Origin of the sequence: Streptomyces sp. NPDC101237, from assembly GCF_044767465.1 — a bacterium.
GTDB classification, from domain to species: Bacteria; Actinomycetota; Actinomycetes; order Streptomycetales; family Streptomycetaceae; genus Streptomyces; species Streptomyces gramineus.
Genome location: NZ_JBIWNY010000001.1, coordinates 245,456 through 261,476 on the forward strand (window position 1 = coordinate 245,456; position 16,021 = coordinate 261,476).

The 16,021-nt window shown below is 71.3% G+C and carries 16 protein-coding genes and 1 tRNA gene; 11 read left to right on the top strand and 6 right to left on the bottom strand.

What is annotated here, in order from left to right; all coding sequences use genetic code 11:
• Positions 1–7: 7 nt before the first annotated feature.
• From efeB to ACIRQ9_RS01190, 4 genes are all read left to right on the top strand, one after another.
• Positions 8–1,291 carry an iron uptake transporter deferrochelatase/peroxidase subunit gene (gene efeB / locus ACIRQ9_RS01175; protein WP_404165831.1) on the top strand — a complete coding sequence of 428 codons (1,284 nt, stop codon included), beginning with the start codon at positions 8–10 and terminating at the stop codon, positions 1,289–1,291.
• Positions 1,292–1,392: 101 nt separating this feature from the next.
• Positions 1,393–2,328, top strand: coding sequence for a prephenate dehydratase (gene pheA / locus ACIRQ9_RS01180; RefSeq protein ID WP_404165833.1), 936 nt, complete (start codon positions 1,393–1,395; stop codon positions 2,326–2,328).
• 529 nt (positions 2,329–2,857) lie between these two features.
• Entirely contained in the window at positions 2,858–4,135 is a 1,278-nt protein-coding gene (gene serS, locus ACIRQ9_RS01185; RefSeq protein ID WP_404165835.1) for a serine--tRNA ligase, read from the top strand.
• The gene (locus tag ACIRQ9_RS01190; RefSeq protein ID WP_404165837.1) at positions 4,132–4,929 is read left to right on the top strand and encodes an HAD family hydrolase; all 798 of its coding nucleotides are present in this window, start codon (positions 4,132–4,134) and stop codon (positions 4,927–4,929) included. Before serS ends, ACIRQ9_RS01190 begins: the two co-directional genes overlap by 4 nt.
• Positions 4,930–4,954: 25 nt before the next feature.
• On the opposite strand, the gene ACIRQ9_RS01195 is transcribed toward ACIRQ9_RS01190, so the two are convergent.
• From ACIRQ9_RS01195 to ACIRQ9_RS01220, 6 genes are all read right to left on the bottom strand, one after another.
• Positions 4,955–5,061 (bottom strand) — tRNA-Arg (locus tag ACIRQ9_RS01195).
• Between the two features lie 224 nt (positions 5,062–5,285).
• Positions 5,286–5,483 (bottom strand): hypothetical protein, encoded by a 198-nt coding sequence (locus ACIRQ9_RS01200; protein WP_404165839.1) that lies wholly within the window; start codon positions 5,481–5,483, stop codon positions 5,286–5,288.
• Positions 5,484–5,563: 80 nt separating this feature from the next.
• Positions 5,564–6,283, bottom strand: coding sequence for an ABC transporter permease subunit (locus tag ACIRQ9_RS01205; RefSeq protein ID WP_404165841.1), 720 nt, complete (start codon positions 6,281–6,283; stop codon positions 5,564–5,566).
• A 9-nt stretch (positions 6,284–6,292) separates the two neighbouring features.
• On the bottom strand, positions 6,293–7,204 hold the full coding sequence (locus ACIRQ9_RS01210) for an ABC transporter ATP-binding protein (RefSeq protein WP_351316368.1): 912 nt from the start codon (positions 7,202–7,204) through the stop codon (positions 6,293–6,295).
• A complete protein-coding gene (locus tag ACIRQ9_RS01215; protein WP_404165843.1) occupies positions 7,201–8,109 on the bottom strand; it encodes an ABC transporter permease in 909 nt (302 codons plus the stop codon). The genes ACIRQ9_RS01210 and ACIRQ9_RS01215 overlap by 4 nt, the downstream gene beginning before the upstream one ends.
• Positions 8,099–9,064 carry an ABC transporter ATP-binding protein gene (locus tag ACIRQ9_RS01220; RefSeq protein ID WP_404166387.1) on the bottom strand — a complete coding sequence of 322 codons (966 nt, stop codon included), beginning with the start codon at positions 9,062–9,064 and terminating at the stop codon, positions 8,099–8,101. Before ACIRQ9_RS01220 ends, ACIRQ9_RS01215 begins: the two co-directional genes overlap by 11 nt.
• Positions 9,065–9,290: 226 nt before the next feature.
• Between ACIRQ9_RS01220 and ACIRQ9_RS01225 the strand changes: the two genes are divergently transcribed.
• The 7 genes from ACIRQ9_RS01225 (at position 9,291) to ACIRQ9_RS01255 (ending at position 16,001) form a co-directional block, all read left to right on the top strand.
• Entirely contained in the window at positions 9,291–10,142 is an 852-nt protein-coding gene (locus tag ACIRQ9_RS01225; RefSeq protein ID WP_404165845.1) for a M24 family metallopeptidase, read from the top strand.
• The gene (locus tag ACIRQ9_RS01230; RefSeq protein ID WP_404165847.1) at positions 10,139–11,899 is read left to right on the top strand and encodes an SDR family oxidoreductase; all 1,761 of its coding nucleotides are present in this window, start codon (positions 10,139–10,141) and stop codon (positions 11,897–11,899) included. Before ACIRQ9_RS01225 ends, ACIRQ9_RS01230 begins: the two co-directional genes overlap by 4 nt.
• Positions 11,896–12,849, top strand: a complete 954-nt coding sequence (locus ACIRQ9_RS01235) for a MerR family transcriptional regulator (protein WP_404165849.1) — start codon at positions 11,896–11,898, stop codon at positions 12,847–12,849. Before ACIRQ9_RS01230 ends, ACIRQ9_RS01235 begins: the two co-directional genes overlap by 4 nt.
• Before the next feature lie 194 nt (positions 12,850–13,043).
• Complete coding sequence (locus tag ACIRQ9_RS01240; protein ID WP_404166389.1) at positions 13,044–13,595, top strand: RNA 2'-phosphotransferase; 552 nt, start codon at positions 13,044–13,046, stop codon at positions 13,593–13,595.
• An 18-nt stretch (positions 13,596–13,613) separates the two neighbouring features.
• Positions 13,614–14,078 carry a hypothetical protein gene (locus ACIRQ9_RS01245; RefSeq protein WP_404165851.1) on the top strand — a complete coding sequence of 155 codons (465 nt, stop codon included), beginning with the start codon at positions 13,614–13,616 and terminating at the stop codon, positions 14,076–14,078.
• 42 nt (positions 14,079–14,120) lie between these two features.
• Positions 14,121–15,023 carry an LLM class flavin-dependent oxidoreductase gene (locus ACIRQ9_RS01250; RefSeq protein ID WP_404165853.1) on the top strand — a complete coding sequence of 301 codons (903 nt, stop codon included), beginning with the start codon at positions 14,121–14,123 and terminating at the stop codon, positions 15,021–15,023.
• A 90-nt stretch (positions 15,024–15,113) separates the two neighbouring features.
• The gene (locus ACIRQ9_RS01255) at positions 15,114–16,001 is read left to right on the top strand and encodes an HAD family hydrolase (RefSeq protein WP_404165855.1); all 888 of its coding nucleotides are present in this window, start codon (positions 15,114–15,116) and stop codon (positions 15,999–16,001) included.
• Positions 16,002–16,021 lie beyond the last annotated feature (20 nt).

Sequence of the window (16,021 nt, forward strand, 5' to 3'; positions counted from 1 at the left end):
CCGCACCATGCCTGAACCGTCCCAGTCCCTCCGCCCGCCGGTCACCGGGGAGAGCCCGTCGGCCCCGCCGGCCGCGGGCCTCAGCCGACGCGCGCTGCTCGGCACCGCCGGGGCCAGCGGCCTCGTGCTCGGCGCGGCGGGTGCGGGCGTCGGCTACGCGGTCGCACCCGCCCAGGCCACTCCGCTCAGCTCGGTGGGTTCCGACCGCGCGATGTTTCACGGGAAACATCAGCCCGGCATCACCGAAGGCCTCCAGGCGCGCGGCCACCTCGTCGCCTTCGACCTGGCGGCGGGCGCGGGCCGCAAGGAGGCCGCCGCGCTGCTGCGCCGCTGGTCGACGACGGCCGAGCGCCTGATGGCGGGCGAGCCGATGACGCAGGACGACACGGACGTGGCCCGTGACGCCGGCCCCTCGTCGCTGACCCTCACCTTCGGCTTCGGCCACAGCTTCTTCGCCCGCACCGGCCTGGAGAAGCAGCGCCCGTCCGCCCTGGACCCGCTGCCCGACTTCTCCTCCGACCACCTCGACCCGTCCCGCAGCAACGGCGACCTGTGGGTGCAGATCGGAGCCGACGACGCCCTGGTCGCCTTCCACGCGCTGCGTGCGGTCCAGAAGGACGCGGGCAGCGCCGCCAGGGTGCGCTGGCAGATGAACGGCTTCAACCGCACGCCGGGGGCCACCGGCCGTCCCCTGACGGCCCGCAACCTCATGGGCCAGCTGGACGGCACCCGCAATCCGAAGCCGACGGAGTCCGACTTCGAGCAGCGGATCTTCGTACCGTCCTCCGGTTCCGCCGGCCCGGCCTGGATGGCGAACGGTTCCTACGCCGTCGTCCGCCGCATCCGCATGCTCCTCGACGACTGGGAGAAGCTGTCGCTCGCCGACCAGGAGAACGTCGTCGGGCGCAGGAAGTCGGACGGGGCACCGCTGTCCGGAGGGACCGAGACCACCATGATGGACCTGGAGAAGGCCAGGTCGGACGGGGAGTACGTGGTCCCTCTCAACGCCCACGCCCGGATCACCCGGCCCGACCAGAACGGCGGCGCGGCCATCCTGCGCCGACCGTTCTCGTACCACGACGGCATCGACGCGGACGGCACGCCGGACGCGGGGCTGCTCTTCATCTGCTGGCAGGCGGATCCGCTGCGCGGCTTCGTGCCGGTGCAGCGCAAGCTGGACCGCGGCGACGCGCTCTCGCAGTACATCCGGCACGAGGCGAGCGGGCTGTTCGCGGTGCCGGGCGGGGCGGCCGACGGGGAGTACGTGGGGCAGCAGCTACTGGAAGGCTGAGGCGCCCAGAACGTTGCGCTTCGGGGTTTCAAACCACCCGGTCGAGTGGATCCGATGGACAAGGCCGCCCTGGCTCCCCTGCGCCCATTAGGGTGAGGGACATGCCAGCGAGCTATGCGTATCTCGGTCCCGAAGGCACCTTCACCGAAGTCGCCCTGCGCACGCTTCCGGAGACGGCCACCCGGGAGCTCGTCCCGTACGTCTCCGTGCAGTCCGCGCTGGACGCGGTGCGCGTCGGCGATGCCGAGGCGGCGTTCGTGCCGATCGAGAACTCCGTCGAGGGCGGGGTCACCACGACCCTCGACGAGCTGGTGGCCGGCGAGCCGCTGACGATCTACCGCGAGGTGCTGCTGTCGATCACCTTCGCGCTGCTGGTCCGGCCGGGCACCAAGCTCTCCGACATCAAGACGGTGACCGCGCACCCGGTCGCCCAGCCGCAGGTCCGCAACTGGCTGCGGACCCACCTGCCCAACGCCCTCTGGGAGTCCGCCGCCTCGAACGCGGACGGCGCCCGGCTGGTGCAGGAGGGCCGGTACGACGCCGCGTTCGCCGGCGAGTTCGCGGCCGAGCGGTACGGCCTGGAGGCGCTGGAGACCGAGATCCACGACGCGCAGAACGCGCAGACCCGGTTCGTCCTGGTCGGCCGTCCGGCCCGGCCCGCGGCGCCGACCGGCGCGGACAAGACCTCGGTCGTGCTCTGGCAGAACGACGACCACCCCGGCGGCCTGCGCGATCTGCTCGGCGAGTTCGCCACCCGGGGGATCAACCTGATGCTGCTGCAGTCCCGGCCCACCGGCGCCGGCATCGGCAACTACTGCTTCTGCGTCGACGCCGAGGGACACATCTCCGACCGCCGGGTGGCGGAGGCCCTGATGGGGCTGAAGCGGATCTGCCGCCAGGTGCGGTTCCTCGGCTCGTATCCGCGGGCGGACATCAAGCCGGGAGAGACGGTCGGGCCGACGCGGCCGGGGACGTCGGACACGGAGTTCATGGCTGCCTCCGACTGGGTGGCGCGCTGCCAGGACGGCCGCTTCTAACCGGCCATACGTCCATATCTTCGTTATCCACAGGAGTTATCCACAGGTCCTCAACTCGACCTGGGGACAAGTCGACAGTAGCGCCTGACCCTGTCGACAAATCGTCCCCCAGCTCCCCGCCGGGCCGGTGATCACTCACCTCACCCTTAGTCCACTCGTTTCCCATGGTTCATCTTTTGGAGCGACGTCTTTCCACTCGAAAGTGGATGTTGTCCAGGTTTGGATGGAGAATTCCCTTCTCCGTGGGCCGGCCTCGGAGTGATCCATTCCGGAGTCCACACTTCGTCCACACACCCTGTGGATAACTTTCCGGAGGGTGCGGACCCCTGTGGACAACCGAGTCCCAAATCCCGTTCTCCACAAGGGAATCAAGTCAACCGCGGGCCGCCCGCGTGCTCCGTCCCAGGGAGTGAGACGCCTTTTATTGACACGCACGGCAATTCCCTCATAGCGGAACGTAAGCCGCGATTCGGAACACGGATCAATAGTGATTAGTGGGGGGCAACCCCGCACCGGTAGCCTTGGCCTCGTGATTGACCTACGCCTGCTCCGTGAGGACCCCGACCGTGTGCGCGCGTCCCAGCGCGCCCGTGGAGAGGACGTCGCGCTCGTCGACGCCCTCCTCTCCGCCGACGAGCGGCGCAGGTCCTCCGGCGTCCGCTTCGACGAGCTGCGCAACGAACAGAAGCAGCTCGGCAAGCTCATCCCCAAGGCCTCCGCCGACGAGAAGGCCGAGCTGCTGAAGCAGGCCGAGCAGCTGAAGGCGGACGTCAAGAGCGCCGACGCCGAGCGCGACGCGGCCGACGCCGAGACCCAGGAGCTGCTGCTCAGGCTCGGCAACCTCGTCCACCCCGACGTGCCCGTCGGCGGCGAGGAGGACTTCGTCACGCTGGAGACGCACGGCACGATCCGCGACTTCGGCGCCGAGGGCTTCGAGCCCAAGGACCACCTGGAGCTCGGCCAGCTGCTCGGCGCGATCGACGTCGAGCGCGGCGCCAAGGTCTCCGGCTCCCGTTTCTACTTCCTGACCGGTGTCGGCGCCCTCCTGGAGCTGGCGCTGGTCAACGCGGCGATCGCGCAGGCCACCGAGGCCGGCTTCACGCCGATGCTGACCCCGGCGCTGGTCCGGCCGCAGTCCATGGCGGGCACCGGCTTCCTCGGCCAGGCGGCCCAGGACGTCTACCACCTGGACAAGGACGACCTCTACCTGGTCGGCACGTCCGAGGTGGCCCTCGCCGCCTACCACATGGACGAGATCATCGACGCGGAGCGGCTCCCGCTGCGCTACGCCGGGTTCTCGCCCTGCTTCCGCCGTGAGGCCGGTTCGCACGGCAAGGACACCAAGGGCATCTTCCGCGTCCACCAGTTCGACAAGGTCGAGATGTTCTCCTACGTCGCCCCCGAGGACTCGGAGGCGGAGCACCAGCGTCTGCTGGCGTGGGAGAAGCAGTGGCTGACCTCGCTGGAACTGCCGTTCCGGGTGATCGACGTGGCCAGCGGCGACCTCGGCTCCTCCGCGGCCCGCAAGTTCGACTGCGAGGCGTGGATCCCGACGCAGGGCAAGTACCGCGAGCTGACGTCGACGTCGGACTGCACCGAGTTCCAGTCCCGCCGGCTGTCGATCCGGCTCCGGGACGGCAAGCAGGTCAAGCCGCTGGCGACGCTGAACGGCACGCTGTGCGCCGTACCGCGCACGATCGTGGCCATCCTGGAGAACCACCAGCTGCCCGACGGCTCGGTCCGGGTCCCCGAGGTGCTGCGCCCGTACCTGGGCGGCCGGGAGGTCCTGGAGCCGGTGTCCCGGTGAGCTTCCCCTACGGGCTCATCGCCACCGACCTCGACGGAACCCTGCTCGGCCTCGGCGAGTCGATCTCGCGGCGCACCCGTGACGCGCTCGCCGCGGCCACCGCGGCGGGCGCCGCGCACATCGTCGTCACGGGCCGCGCCGTCCCCTGGACCCGGCACATCCTCGACGACCTCGGCTACCACGGCCTCGCCGTGTGCGGTCAGGGGGCGCAGGTGTACGACGCCGGGTCGCACCGCCTGCTGACGTCCGTGACCCTGGACCGTCAGCTGGCCGGGGTCGCGCTGGCGAAGATCGAGGCGGAGGCCGGCCCGCTGTACCTCGCCGCGAGCCGTGACGGCCTCGACGGCGAGGTGCTGGTGGGCCCCGGCTACGCGGTGACCGGCACGCTCCCCTCGACGCCGCTGACGGACGTGGCGGACCTCTGGGCGGCGCCGCTGAACAAGATCTACATCCAGCACCCGCGGCTCTCCGACGACGAGCTGGCCGAGGTCGCCCGGCGGGCGGCCGGCGGTTTCGTCACCGTGGCCATGGCGGGCGAGGGAATCGTGGAGCTGCTGCCGCTGGGGCTGTCGAAGGCGACGGGTCTGTCGCTGGCCGCGCGGCGGCTCGGGCTGAAGTCGGGCGACACGATCGCCTTCGGCGACATGCCGAACGACATCCCGATGTTCGCGTGGGCCGCCCGGGGCGTGGCCATGGCCAACGCACACGAGGAGCTGAAGGCGGTGGCCGACGAGGTGACGTCCTCCAACGAGGAGGACGGGATCGCGGTGGTGCTGGAGCGCCTGCTCGGCTGAGGCCTGCCGGGCGGCCGCGGCGGTGCGGAGGATGCACGGATCGAACGTGCGCGGGCTTTTCCGGGCCCGACCGTGACTCGCTGTCCATGAAGCATGGCGCGAGCCAGTGCCTTACCACTCGGCCAATCCTCCGGGTGGGCGGCCCACGCGAGAGCGACCATCGCGTGCTCGAAGCGGCCGCCCCGGGCAGCTACACGGCGAACCGCCGACGGCTGCCCTGACGGGAGCGGGACGTACTGTCGTGCAGGGACATCGTCCGGCTCCTCTCCCCGTTCGTGGTGGTACGACGAGTGTGACCTGGGGCCGAGTTGGCCGCCACCGAATTAACCGGCGGCGGCCGGGCGCCGACAACCCGCCTACCGGCGCCACCACTTGCGCCGTGCCTTGCTGAAGAACCAGCCCGCCGGCGCCCTGTCCGAGCGCCACGGCTGCGGTTCCGGCGCCTCCGCGCGCCACTTCGCGGCCAGCATCCGGGCCCGTGCGGACGGCTCCGAGGTCTCGGCCGACCGTATGAACTCCTCGTTCAGGACGAGGCCGTCCCAGTCCTCAGCCATCCCCGTTCCTCTCCACAGAGCGCCCTCCTCTGCCCAGTGTGGCCGGGCAAAGGTCAAGCCCCCGTCAGTAAAGCGGGCGTCTACTCCTCGCCCGCCAGCGTCAGCGAGCGCAGCTTCTGGCCGGCGTACCAGGTGGCGAGGACCGTCACCACGATCAGCAGCACCGTGGCCGTCGTCAGGGACACGTCGGACGTGACCAGCTCGCCGCCCGTCACCTTGTGGGCGACCGCCAGGGCCCACTGCTGGACGCTCAGCGTGCGCGCGCCGGGGACCAGGGAGCCGAACAGGGCCTCCCAGACCAGCGCGTAGACGAGACCGAAGACCACCGCGTGCCGGGACACCGTGCCCAGCAGCAGGAAGAGCGCCGCGTAGGCGATCGACGCGACCAGCGCGGCGACCGTGTAGGCGACGGCGATCTGCTGGCCGTTGCCGTTCAGGATGAAGCCGGCGATCAGCGTCGGCAGGGCCGAGAACACCATCGTCACGGCGATCGCCACGATCAGCTTGGTGAGGATGATCGTGGGCCGCTTGATCGGCTTGGACAGCAGGTACACCACCGAACCGTCGTCGATCTCCGGGCCGATCGCGCCGGTGCCGGCGATGACGCCGATGATCGGCACCATGGTTGCGAGCGCGAGGCCGCCGAGCAGGTCGGAGGCGGTCTGGTCGTCCGCGCCCGCCAGGCCGCGGACGACGACGGAGATCGCGACGAGCAACAGGGGCAGCGCCCCCAGGATGAGGGCCCGGCGGCGGCCGAGCAGGGCTCGATAGGTGAGCCGGGCGACTGTGGGGTCGTACATCTTGGCCTCCTACGCCGCGACCAGGTAAGAGAACACGGATTCGAGGGACTCGTCGGACGGCGAGACCGTGAGCAGCCGGATGCCGTGGTCGCGGGCGACCTTCGGCAACAGGGCGGTGAACCGGCCGAAGTCGACGGCCTGGATGCGCAACGCGCCTTCGGTGACGTCGACTTCGATGCCCGAGGTCGAGGGGTCGGCGATGAGCGCGGCCGCGAGGGCCCGGTCGTCGCTGGAGCGGATCAGATAGCGGTGCGGACGGTCGGTCATCAGCCGGCGGATCTTGCGGAAGTCGCCGCTGGCCGCGTGCCGTCCGGCGACCACCACCTCGATGTGCCAGGCGAGCTGCTCGACCTCTTCGAGGATGTGCGACGAGAACAGCACGGTGCGGCCGTCGTCGCCCATCCGGCGCAGCAGGTCCATCAGCTGCATGCGCTGGCGCGGGTCCATGCCGTTGAAGGGCTCGTCGAGCAGGAGCAGCGAGGGGTCGTGGACCAGGGCGGACGCCATCTTCACGCGCTGGCGCATGCCCTTGGAGTACGTCGAGATCTTGCGGTCCTGCGCGTACTCCATCTCGACGGTGGCCAGCGCCTTCTGCGCCGCCTTGGCGCCGAGACCGTGCAACTCGGCGTTGGCCACGACGAACTCGCGGCCGGTGAGGAAGTCGTACATCGCCTCCCGCTCGGGCACGATGCCGATGTGCCGGTAGATGTCCTCGTTGCGCCAGACCGGCTGCCCGTCGAGGGTCACCGTGCCGGTGGAGGGGGCGAGGAAGCCGCCCATCATGTTGATGAGGGTGGACTTTCCGGCGCCGTTGGGGCCGAGCAGGCCGGTGACGCCGGGGCCGATGGTCATGGTGATGTCGTTGACGGCGACCACGTTGCCGAACCAGCGGGAGACGTGGTCGATGGAGAGCGTGGTCACAGTCCCACCTTCTTGTAGCGGCGCACCAGCAGGCCGTAGCAGGCGGCGATGAGGCCGACGATGACGAACAGGTACACCGCGCCCTGGGCGTGCGAGGGTCCGTCCCCGCCGGGGAAGGTGTTGGCGCCGCCGAGCAGGGCGGTGCTCAGGCCGCCGATCAGGGTGACCGGGGAGAACAGGCCGATCCACGGGATGGCGCCGGTGCTGCCCTGGGCGTCGGCGATGGCCTGGAGGGTGGAGACGGCGCCGTAGGAGATGGTCAGTACGGCGATCACGGCGGCGATGCCGAAGCCGCGGCGCGGCGTGACCGACGCGATGACCAGGCCGATGCCGGCCAGGAGGAGGGACAGCAGGGCCACCGAGAGCAGGCCCTGGCCGAACCCCTCGCTCTGGTGGGAGAAGTCCATCTTGGAGAGCAGGGCGCCCACGTACAGCACGACCAGCGGGGCGCCGGTGAGGATGAACAGGGCCGAGGCCAGGGCCGCGAACTTGGCCTGGACGTAGTCGGCGGTCTCGATGGGCCGCGAGAAGTACAGCGGAATGGTCTTGAAGCGCAGGTCGCGGGAGACGGCCTGGGGTGCCTGCGAGGCGACGTACAGGCTGATGACGGCCTGCATGATGATCGCGTAGCGGGTGTAGGACACCGGCAGGTCGTGCGCCTTGGTGGCGACGGCGACCGCGACCATGATGGCGGCCGGCACGCACATCACCGCGAACAGCAGCATCGGCAGCACCTTGGACTTCACCGAGCGGCCGAGGCCGTAGGAGCCGCGCAGTGTCTGCGAGTAGAGGGAGACGCGCGCGTACGCGCGGCCCAGGCGCGGGCCGTCGTAGCCGCGGTAGCCGATGTCGTGGATACGGGACTGGTCACCCGCGGGGGTGGCCAGAGGCTGCTCAACCGCCATGGACGGCCGCCTCCTTCCGCTGCTCGTCGCTGCTGGTGAAGACCTCGGAGATGTGGTGTCTGCGCTGCTCCATGCGGACCAGGCCGAGCCCGAGGTCGGCGACGACGTCACGCACCAGGTCGTACGTCTCCTCGCCCTGGGCGGTGAGCAGCAGGATGTGGCCGGCACCGGGGAGGCCGCCGCCCTCGGCGTTCGTCTCCACCCCGCGCGCGTGCAGCGCCTCGCGCATCGCGCGGGTGCCGTCGGGGTGCTCGTCGCTGTCGGTGACCTCGATCGCGAGGGTGGTCGTGGACTGCGTGAAGTCGGTGGTGGAGCTGGACCGCAGCAGCTTGCCGCCGTCGACGACGACCACGTGGTCGCAGGTGCGCTCCAGCTCGCCGAGCAGGTGCGAGGTGACCAGGACCGAGATGCCGAAGTCGGTGTGGATCCGGCGGATCAGGCCGAGCATCTCGTCGCGGCCGACCGGGTCGAGGCCGTTGGTCGGCTCGTCGAGGAAGACCAGCTGCGGGTCGTGGACCAGCGCCTGCGCGAGCTTCACGCGCTGCTTCATGCCGGTCGAGTAGCCGCCGATGGGGCGGTACCGCTCCTCGTAGAGCCCGACATGGCGCAGTGTGTCGGCGGTGCGCTCGCGCGCGGCGGCGGGCGGCAGGCCGGACATCCGGGCCATGTGCACGACGAACTCGGTGGCCGAGACGTCGGGCGGCAGGCAGTCGTGCTCCGGCATGTAGCCCACCCGCTCGCGGATGGCGGCACCCTTGGTCGCCACGTCCAGGCCGAGCACCTCGGCTCGGCCCTCGCTGGCGGGGGACAGACCCAGCAGGATCTTGATCAGGGTGGACTTGCCGGCGCCGTTGGCTCCGACGAGTCCGGTCACACCGGGTCCGATGTCCACGGACAGCCGGTCGAGCGCGGTCACCCGGGGGAACCGCTTGCTCAGGCTTTCGGTCGCGATCACAGTCACGCCATCGAAGGTAGTGACCTGGACCACCGGCGGTCGTCAGACCCGAGAGCCGTCTTCGGGTCACTCTCGAGTATTACGGGACCCTAGGGGATCCCCTGCCTGAGGGCTACGCGGAGTTGTCCACAGGCCCCGCACACCCTATTGACGTTGTCTCTAACAACTGTCACATTCACCGGTGTCAGGTTACGGACGCGTACCGCGGTCGACGGGGACGGAGCGGATGACGACGACAGCGCAGGACGTACTCTCCGAACGCGCCACGGAGCTCCAGGGTTTCCGGCGCGTGCAGAAGCTCGCCTACGAGTGCGCGGAGGCGGTCGCGGCCCGGCTGGAGCCCGGGATCACCGAGCGCGAGGCGGCCCGGATGCAGCGCGAGTGGCTGCGCGCCCGCGGCGTGCGGGACTGGTTCCACCTCCCCTTCGCCTGGTTCGGCGACCGCACCGCCTTCACGGACTTCCGCGTGCCGCTGCAGTTCTTCCCGACCGACCGCCGGCTGGAGCCGGGGATGCCGTTCATCCTCGACATGGCCCCGGTGTACGAGGGCTGCACGGCCGACATCGGCTACTCCGGGTCGCTCGGCGTCAACCCGGTGCAGGACCGGCTGATGGCCGACCTGGAGGCGCACCGCGGACTGATCCTGCGCGAGGTGCGCGAGCGCCGCCCGCTGCGCGAGATCTACGAGGACGTGGACCGCCTCATGGTCCGCCAGGGCTACGCCAACCGGCATCGCGCGTACCCGTTCGGCGTGATCGCCCACAAGGTGGACCGGGTGAAGCAGCGCCGCTGGTCACCGCACCTGTTCGGGTTCGGCACCCAGTCCCTGAAGGGGCTCGTCTCCGACGCCCTGCGCGGCCACCGCGACGGCTGGTCGCCCCTGTGGTCGCCGTACCGCTTCTCCGACCACCCGCCGCGGCCGGGCCTGTGGGCGGTCGAACCCCACCTCGGTTTCCGGGGCACCGGAGCCAAGTTCGAGGAGATCCTGGTGGTCACCGACTCCCGGGATCCCGAGCAGAGCGCCTTCTGGCTGGACGACGATCTGCCGCACGTGCGGCGCTGGGCGGAGGACAAGTGACGGCACTGAAGGGCGCACGCGAGCGGCGGGTGCACACCGGCGGCATCGACCTGTGCGTGGCGGAACTGGGCGACCCGGCACAGCCGACCGTCGTCCTCGTCCACGGCTACCCGGACAGCAAGGAGGTGTGGTCCGAGGTCGCGCCCCGCCTGGCCGAGCGCTTCCACGTGGTGCTGTACGACGTCCGGGGCCACGGCCGCTCGACCGCGCCGCGGCCGCTGCGCGGCGGCTTCACGCTGGCCAAGCTGACCGACGACTTCCTCGCGGTGATCGACACCGTCAGCCCCGACCGCCCGGTGCACCTGGTCGGCCACGACTGGGGCTCGGTGCAGTCCTGGGAGTTCGCCACCGTGGGCCGCACGGAGGGCCGGATCGCCTCCTTCACCTCGATGTCCGGTCCCTCCCTCGACCACTTCGGGCACTGGATCAACGCGCGCGTGAAGCGCCCGACGCCCCGCCGGCTCGGCCAGCTCCTCGGCCAGGGCGCCAAGTCCTGGTACGTGTACCTGCTGCACACCCCGGTCGTGCCGGAACTGGCCTGGCGCGGCCCGCTCGGCAGGGCCTGGCCCGGCATCCTGCGACGGGTCGAGAAGCTCCCCGCCGGTGACTACCCGACCGGCTCCCTGCGCTCCGACGCGGCCCACGGCGCCTGGCTGTACCGCGACAACGTCCGGCCCCGGCTGCGCCGCCCGCGCGAGGACGCCTACGCGCACGCGCCCGTGCAGCTCATCACGCCCCTCGGCGACGCGTTCCTCTCCGAGCGCCTCTACGACGACCTGGAGCGCTGGGCCCCCCGGCTGACCCGCCGCACGCTGCCCGACAAGCACTGGATCCCGCGCACCCGCCCGGACCAGGTGGCGGCCTGGATCGAGGAGTTCGTGATCTCCGTCGAGGACGGCCGGGGCGCCGAGCCGAAGCCCGCGGACCGCCACGCCCAGCGGTTCGGCGGCCAGTTGGTCCTGGTCACCGGCGCGGGCAGCGGCATCGGCCGGGCCACGGCGTTCGCGTTCGCGGAGGCGGGCGCGCGCGTGGTGGCCGTCGACCGGGACGCCGAGGCCGCCGCCCGCACCGCCGAGCTGTCCCGGCTGATCGGCGCGGCGGACGCCTGGGCCGAGACGGCCGACGTCTCCGACGAACAGGCCATGGAGAAGCTCGCCGAACGCGTCCACCGCACCTACGGCGTGCTGGACGTGCTGGTCAACAACGCGGGCATCGGGCTGTCCGGCTCCTTCCTCACGACGACCACGGAGGACTGGCGCAAGGTCCTGGACGTCAACCTGTGGGGCGTGATCCACGGCTGCCGCCTGTTCGGCGCCCGGATGGCCGAGCGCGGCCAGGGCGGCCACATCGTGAACGTCGCCTCGGCGGCCGCCTTCCAGCCCTCGCGCGCGCTGCCGGCCTACAGCACGTCCAAGGCCGCGGTCCTGATGCTGTCCGAGTGCCTGCGCGCCGAACTCGCCGGCCGCCGCATCGGGGTGACCGCGATCTGCCCCGGCATCGTCAACACCGGCATCACGTCGACCGCCCGCTTCACCGGGGTCGACGAGGAGGAGCAGCGGCGCAGGCAGCAGCGCTCGGCCCGGCTGTACGGGATGCGCAACTACCCGCCGGAGAAGGTCGCTTCGGCGATCCTGGAGGCGGTGGAGCACAACCGGGCGGTGGTTCCGGTGACGCCGGAGGCGCGCGGGGTGCGGCTGCTGTCGCGGGTGGCGCCGGGGGTGCTGCGCAGGATCGCGCGGGTGGAGCCGAGACTGTGACTGCCGCCGGGTCCCCGGACCGGAACACCTACCGCATCGAGGACCTGGCCCGCCTGTCCCGGACCACCGTCCGCACCGTGCGCGCGTACCAGGACAAGGGCCTGCTCCCCCGTCCTGAGCGCCAGGGCCGGGCCAACCTGTACTCCGACGCCCATCTCACCCGCCTCCACCAGATCTCCGACCTCCTCGTCCGCGGCTACACCCTCGCCTCCATCAGGGAGCTGCTCGACGCCTGGGACACCGGACGCGGCCTGGCCGGTGTCCTCGGCCTCGTCACCGAGGCCGAGGGTCCCTGGACCGACGAGCAGCCGGTCCGTCTGTCCCGCGCCGACCTGGACGCCCGCTTCGGCGGCGCACCCGACGACACGGCCGTGGCCGAGGCGGTGGCGCTCGGCATCCTGGAGCCGGTGCCGGGCGACCCCGGTTCGTTCCTCGTGCCGAGCCCCCAGGAGCTGGCCGTGGCAGCCGAGTTGCACGCGGCCGGGGTGCCGCTCACCGCGATCGCCGGTCATCTGCGGGAGTTGAGGGTCCAGGTGGAGCACATAGCCGCCCGTTTCCTGGAGTTCACCACCGAGCACGTCTTCGCGCGCTACCTCGACGACCCGCACCAGCGGACCGACGCGAAAGCGGCCGAGGCGGCCTCGCTGGTACGGCGGCTGCGTCCGCTCGCCCAGCAGACCGTGGACGCCGAACTGGCCCGAGCCATGCGCCTGCTCGCCACACGTGAGGTGCGCAGGCGGCTCGGGGCGGAGGAACGGGCGCGGACCGCGGACCAGACGCGTACCGTGGCTCTGCCCGCCGACACGATCGAGGCCGTACGGAGCCTCGTTGGGGCGGATCGTGTCGCCGAGTTCATCACCCTGGCCGCCGAACGGGAGGCACGGGCCCGGCATTTGGACGCTCTTGCCGCAGATCACAGACCTGTCAACGATCTTCGCGAAACACCGTGAATCGCCTGCCCGTTGTCCACAACATCGTCAAATTCCTTGTGGATAACCGCACTTGGCTGTGGATCAAACCTTCACACGAAAAGCAGCTGCGTGATCCGCGTCTCTCCCGGCACGCTGGCGGGATGGACGACAAGAAGAACCACAGACGGAACGACGAAACGAATGACAAGCCGACCATAGGACAGAACGACAGGATGCCGGACGAGCGGCGCACCCTGAAGGTGTCGAAGTACCTCTCGAAGCACCTGCGTCACCAGCCCGAGCGCATCGGCCTCACGCTCGACGAGGCCGGCTGGGTGGAGATCGACACGCTGCTCGCCGCCGCGGCCGCGCACGGCTTCCCCGTCACCCGCGAGGAGCTGGACCACGTCGTCGCCGCCAACGACAAGCAGCGCTTCGCCGTCGACGGCGACCGGATCCGCGCCAGCCAGGGCCACAGCGTCGACGTCGACCTCGGACTGCCCCCGGCGACCCCGCCGCCGTACCTCTACCACGGGACCGTGGCCAGGTACCTGGACGCGATCCGGAGCGAGGGGCTGCGCGCGATGAACCGGCACGACGTGCACCTGTCGGCCGACCGTGAGACCGCGACGCGGGTCGGTGCCCGGCGCGGACGCCCGGTCGTCCTGTCCGTCGACGCCGGCGCGATGCACCGGGACGGTCACGTCTTCCACGTCAGCGCGAACGGGGTGTGGCTGACCCGGGCCGTGCCGCCGGGGTACCTGCGCTTCCCCGAGCCGCACTGACCCTGCATCATGACCGGTATGGACCGGAGCGACCACAGGGACCACCTCCCCACGACCGAGGCGGCCGTGACCGCTCTGCACGCGATCGCCGCCGAGCACGGCCGCGAGATCGAGGTGACCCACGACATCGGCGCCGACCAGACCTCCCGGCGCGCGGCGGCGGGCTTCGGCGTCACCGCGGACCCCGACGGTTCGCTTCCGCACGAGGCGTACGCCGAGTTCGGCGGAGCGCCGCGGGTGAGCGTACGGCTCTACCCGGACGACGACGCGCTGATCACGGTGGAGGGCGTCGAGTTCCACGACGTCCCGCGCGACGACGTGCCCGCGTTCCTGCGCTCGGTCTTCGGCGGCCTCGCCACGGTCCGCTCCCGCCGCTTCCCGCCCGTCTCCTCGCTGATCGTGCCGCTGCCCGGCGACCGCACGTACAAGGAGCCCGTCCCGGTGTACCTGCTCACGCCGTGGCTGAGCCGCCGCATACGGTGACCGTTTCGTCCGGCGCCGACGGCTCCCCTTAGTCTCGGACGCATGAGTCTGCGCCTGAGCACCGTGATCCTGCCGTACCGCCGCTGGAACGAGGGCGGCCGTACCGCCTGGACGCGGGCCGAGGAACTGGGCTTCCACACCGCGTACACCTACGACCACCTCTCCTGGCGCAGCTTCCGGGACGGTCCGTGGTTCGGCGCGATTCCGACGCTGACCGCCGCCGCCTCCGTCACCGACCGGATCCGCCTGGGCACCCTCGTCACCTCGCCGAACTTCCGGCACCCGGTGACGCTGGCCAAGGAACTGATCTCCCTCGACGACATCTCCGGCGGCCGGGTCACACTCGGCATCGGCGCCGGCGGCACCGGCTTCGACGCCACCGCACTGGGCCAGGAGCCGTGGACCGCGCGCGAGCGTGCCGACCGGTTCGCCGAGTTCGTGCCGCTGCTCGACCGGCTGCTCACCGAGGACTCCGTGACGCACGAAGGCGCGTACTACTCGGCCCACGAGGCGCGGGACATCCCCGGCTGCGTGCAGCGGCCCCGGCTGCCCTTCGCGATCGCGGCCACCGGCCCGCGGGGGCTGAAGCTCGCCGCGCGGCACGGACAGGCGTGGGTCACCACCGGCGACCCGAAGCTGTACGAGAACGGCACGCCCGAGCAGTCCGTCGAGGCACTGCGCGGTCAGACGGCGCGGCTCGGCGAGGCCTGTGCGGCGATCGGCCGGGACGCGTCCGCGCTGGACAAGGTGCTGCTCACCGGCTTCACCCCGGACCGGGGCCGTCCGCTGACGTCCCTGGACGCCTTCGTCGACTTCGCCGGCCGGCACCGGGAGCTGGGCTTCACCGAACTGGTGATCCACTGGCCCATCCCGGACTCGGACTTCGCCGCCGACGAGAAGGTCTTCGAGCAGATCGCCATGGAGGCCCCGGCCCAGCTGGCCTGAGGCCACGGGACGGACGGACCGGGCCCGGCGGGGGCCGCGAGAGTCGCCTGCGTCTCATCTGTGCGCTGCACCGCACTGGCGTGCGGGCATATGCGCGAGAATGGGCCGGTGACCTCAGCGACCAGACAGCCCGAGACCCCCGCCTGCGCGACCCCGCCCCGGCTGATCGCCACCGATCTCGACGGCACCCTGCTGCGCGACGACAAGTCGGTCTCCCCGAGGACGGTCGCCGCGCTGGCCGCCGCCGAGGAGGCGGGCATCGAGGTCTTCTTCGTCACCGGCCGCCCGGCCCGCTGGATGGACGTGGTCAGCGCGCACGTCCACGGCCACGGCCTCGCGATCTGCGGCAACGGCGCCGCCGTGGTCGACCTGCACGGCGGCCCCGGCGCCCACCGCTTCGTGAAGGTGCGCGAACTGGCCAGGGAGAACGCGCTGGACGCCGTGCGCCTGCTGCGCGAGGCCGCGCCCGGCACGGTGTACGCGGTCGAGCAGACGTACGGCTTCCACCAGGAGCCCGCCTATCCCAAGATGCACATGGAGAAGCCGGACCACCTGCTGCCCGCCGAGGAGATCCTCGCGGTCGACGGGCTCGGTGCCGGCGAACCCGTGCTCAAGATCCTCGCCTTCCACCCCGACCTCGACCCCGACGCCTTCCTCACCCTCGCCCGGCTGGCCGTCGACGACCGCGCCACCGTCACCCGGTCCAGCCCCAGCGCCCTGCTGGAGATCAGCGGTCCGGGAGTCTCCAAGGCCAGCACGCTGGCCCTGGAATGCGCCGAGCGCGGCATCTCGCACCAGGAAGTCGTGGCCTTCGGCGACATGCCCAACGACGTCGAGATGCTGACCTGGGCCGGACGCTCGTACGCGATGGGCAACGCCCACCCTGCCGTGCTCGCCGCCGCCTCCGGCCGCACGGCCGCCAACAACGACGACGGTGTCGCGGTCGTGATCGAACGGCTGCTGGCCGCCCGCGACTGACCCGGAGCGCCGGGCGGCGG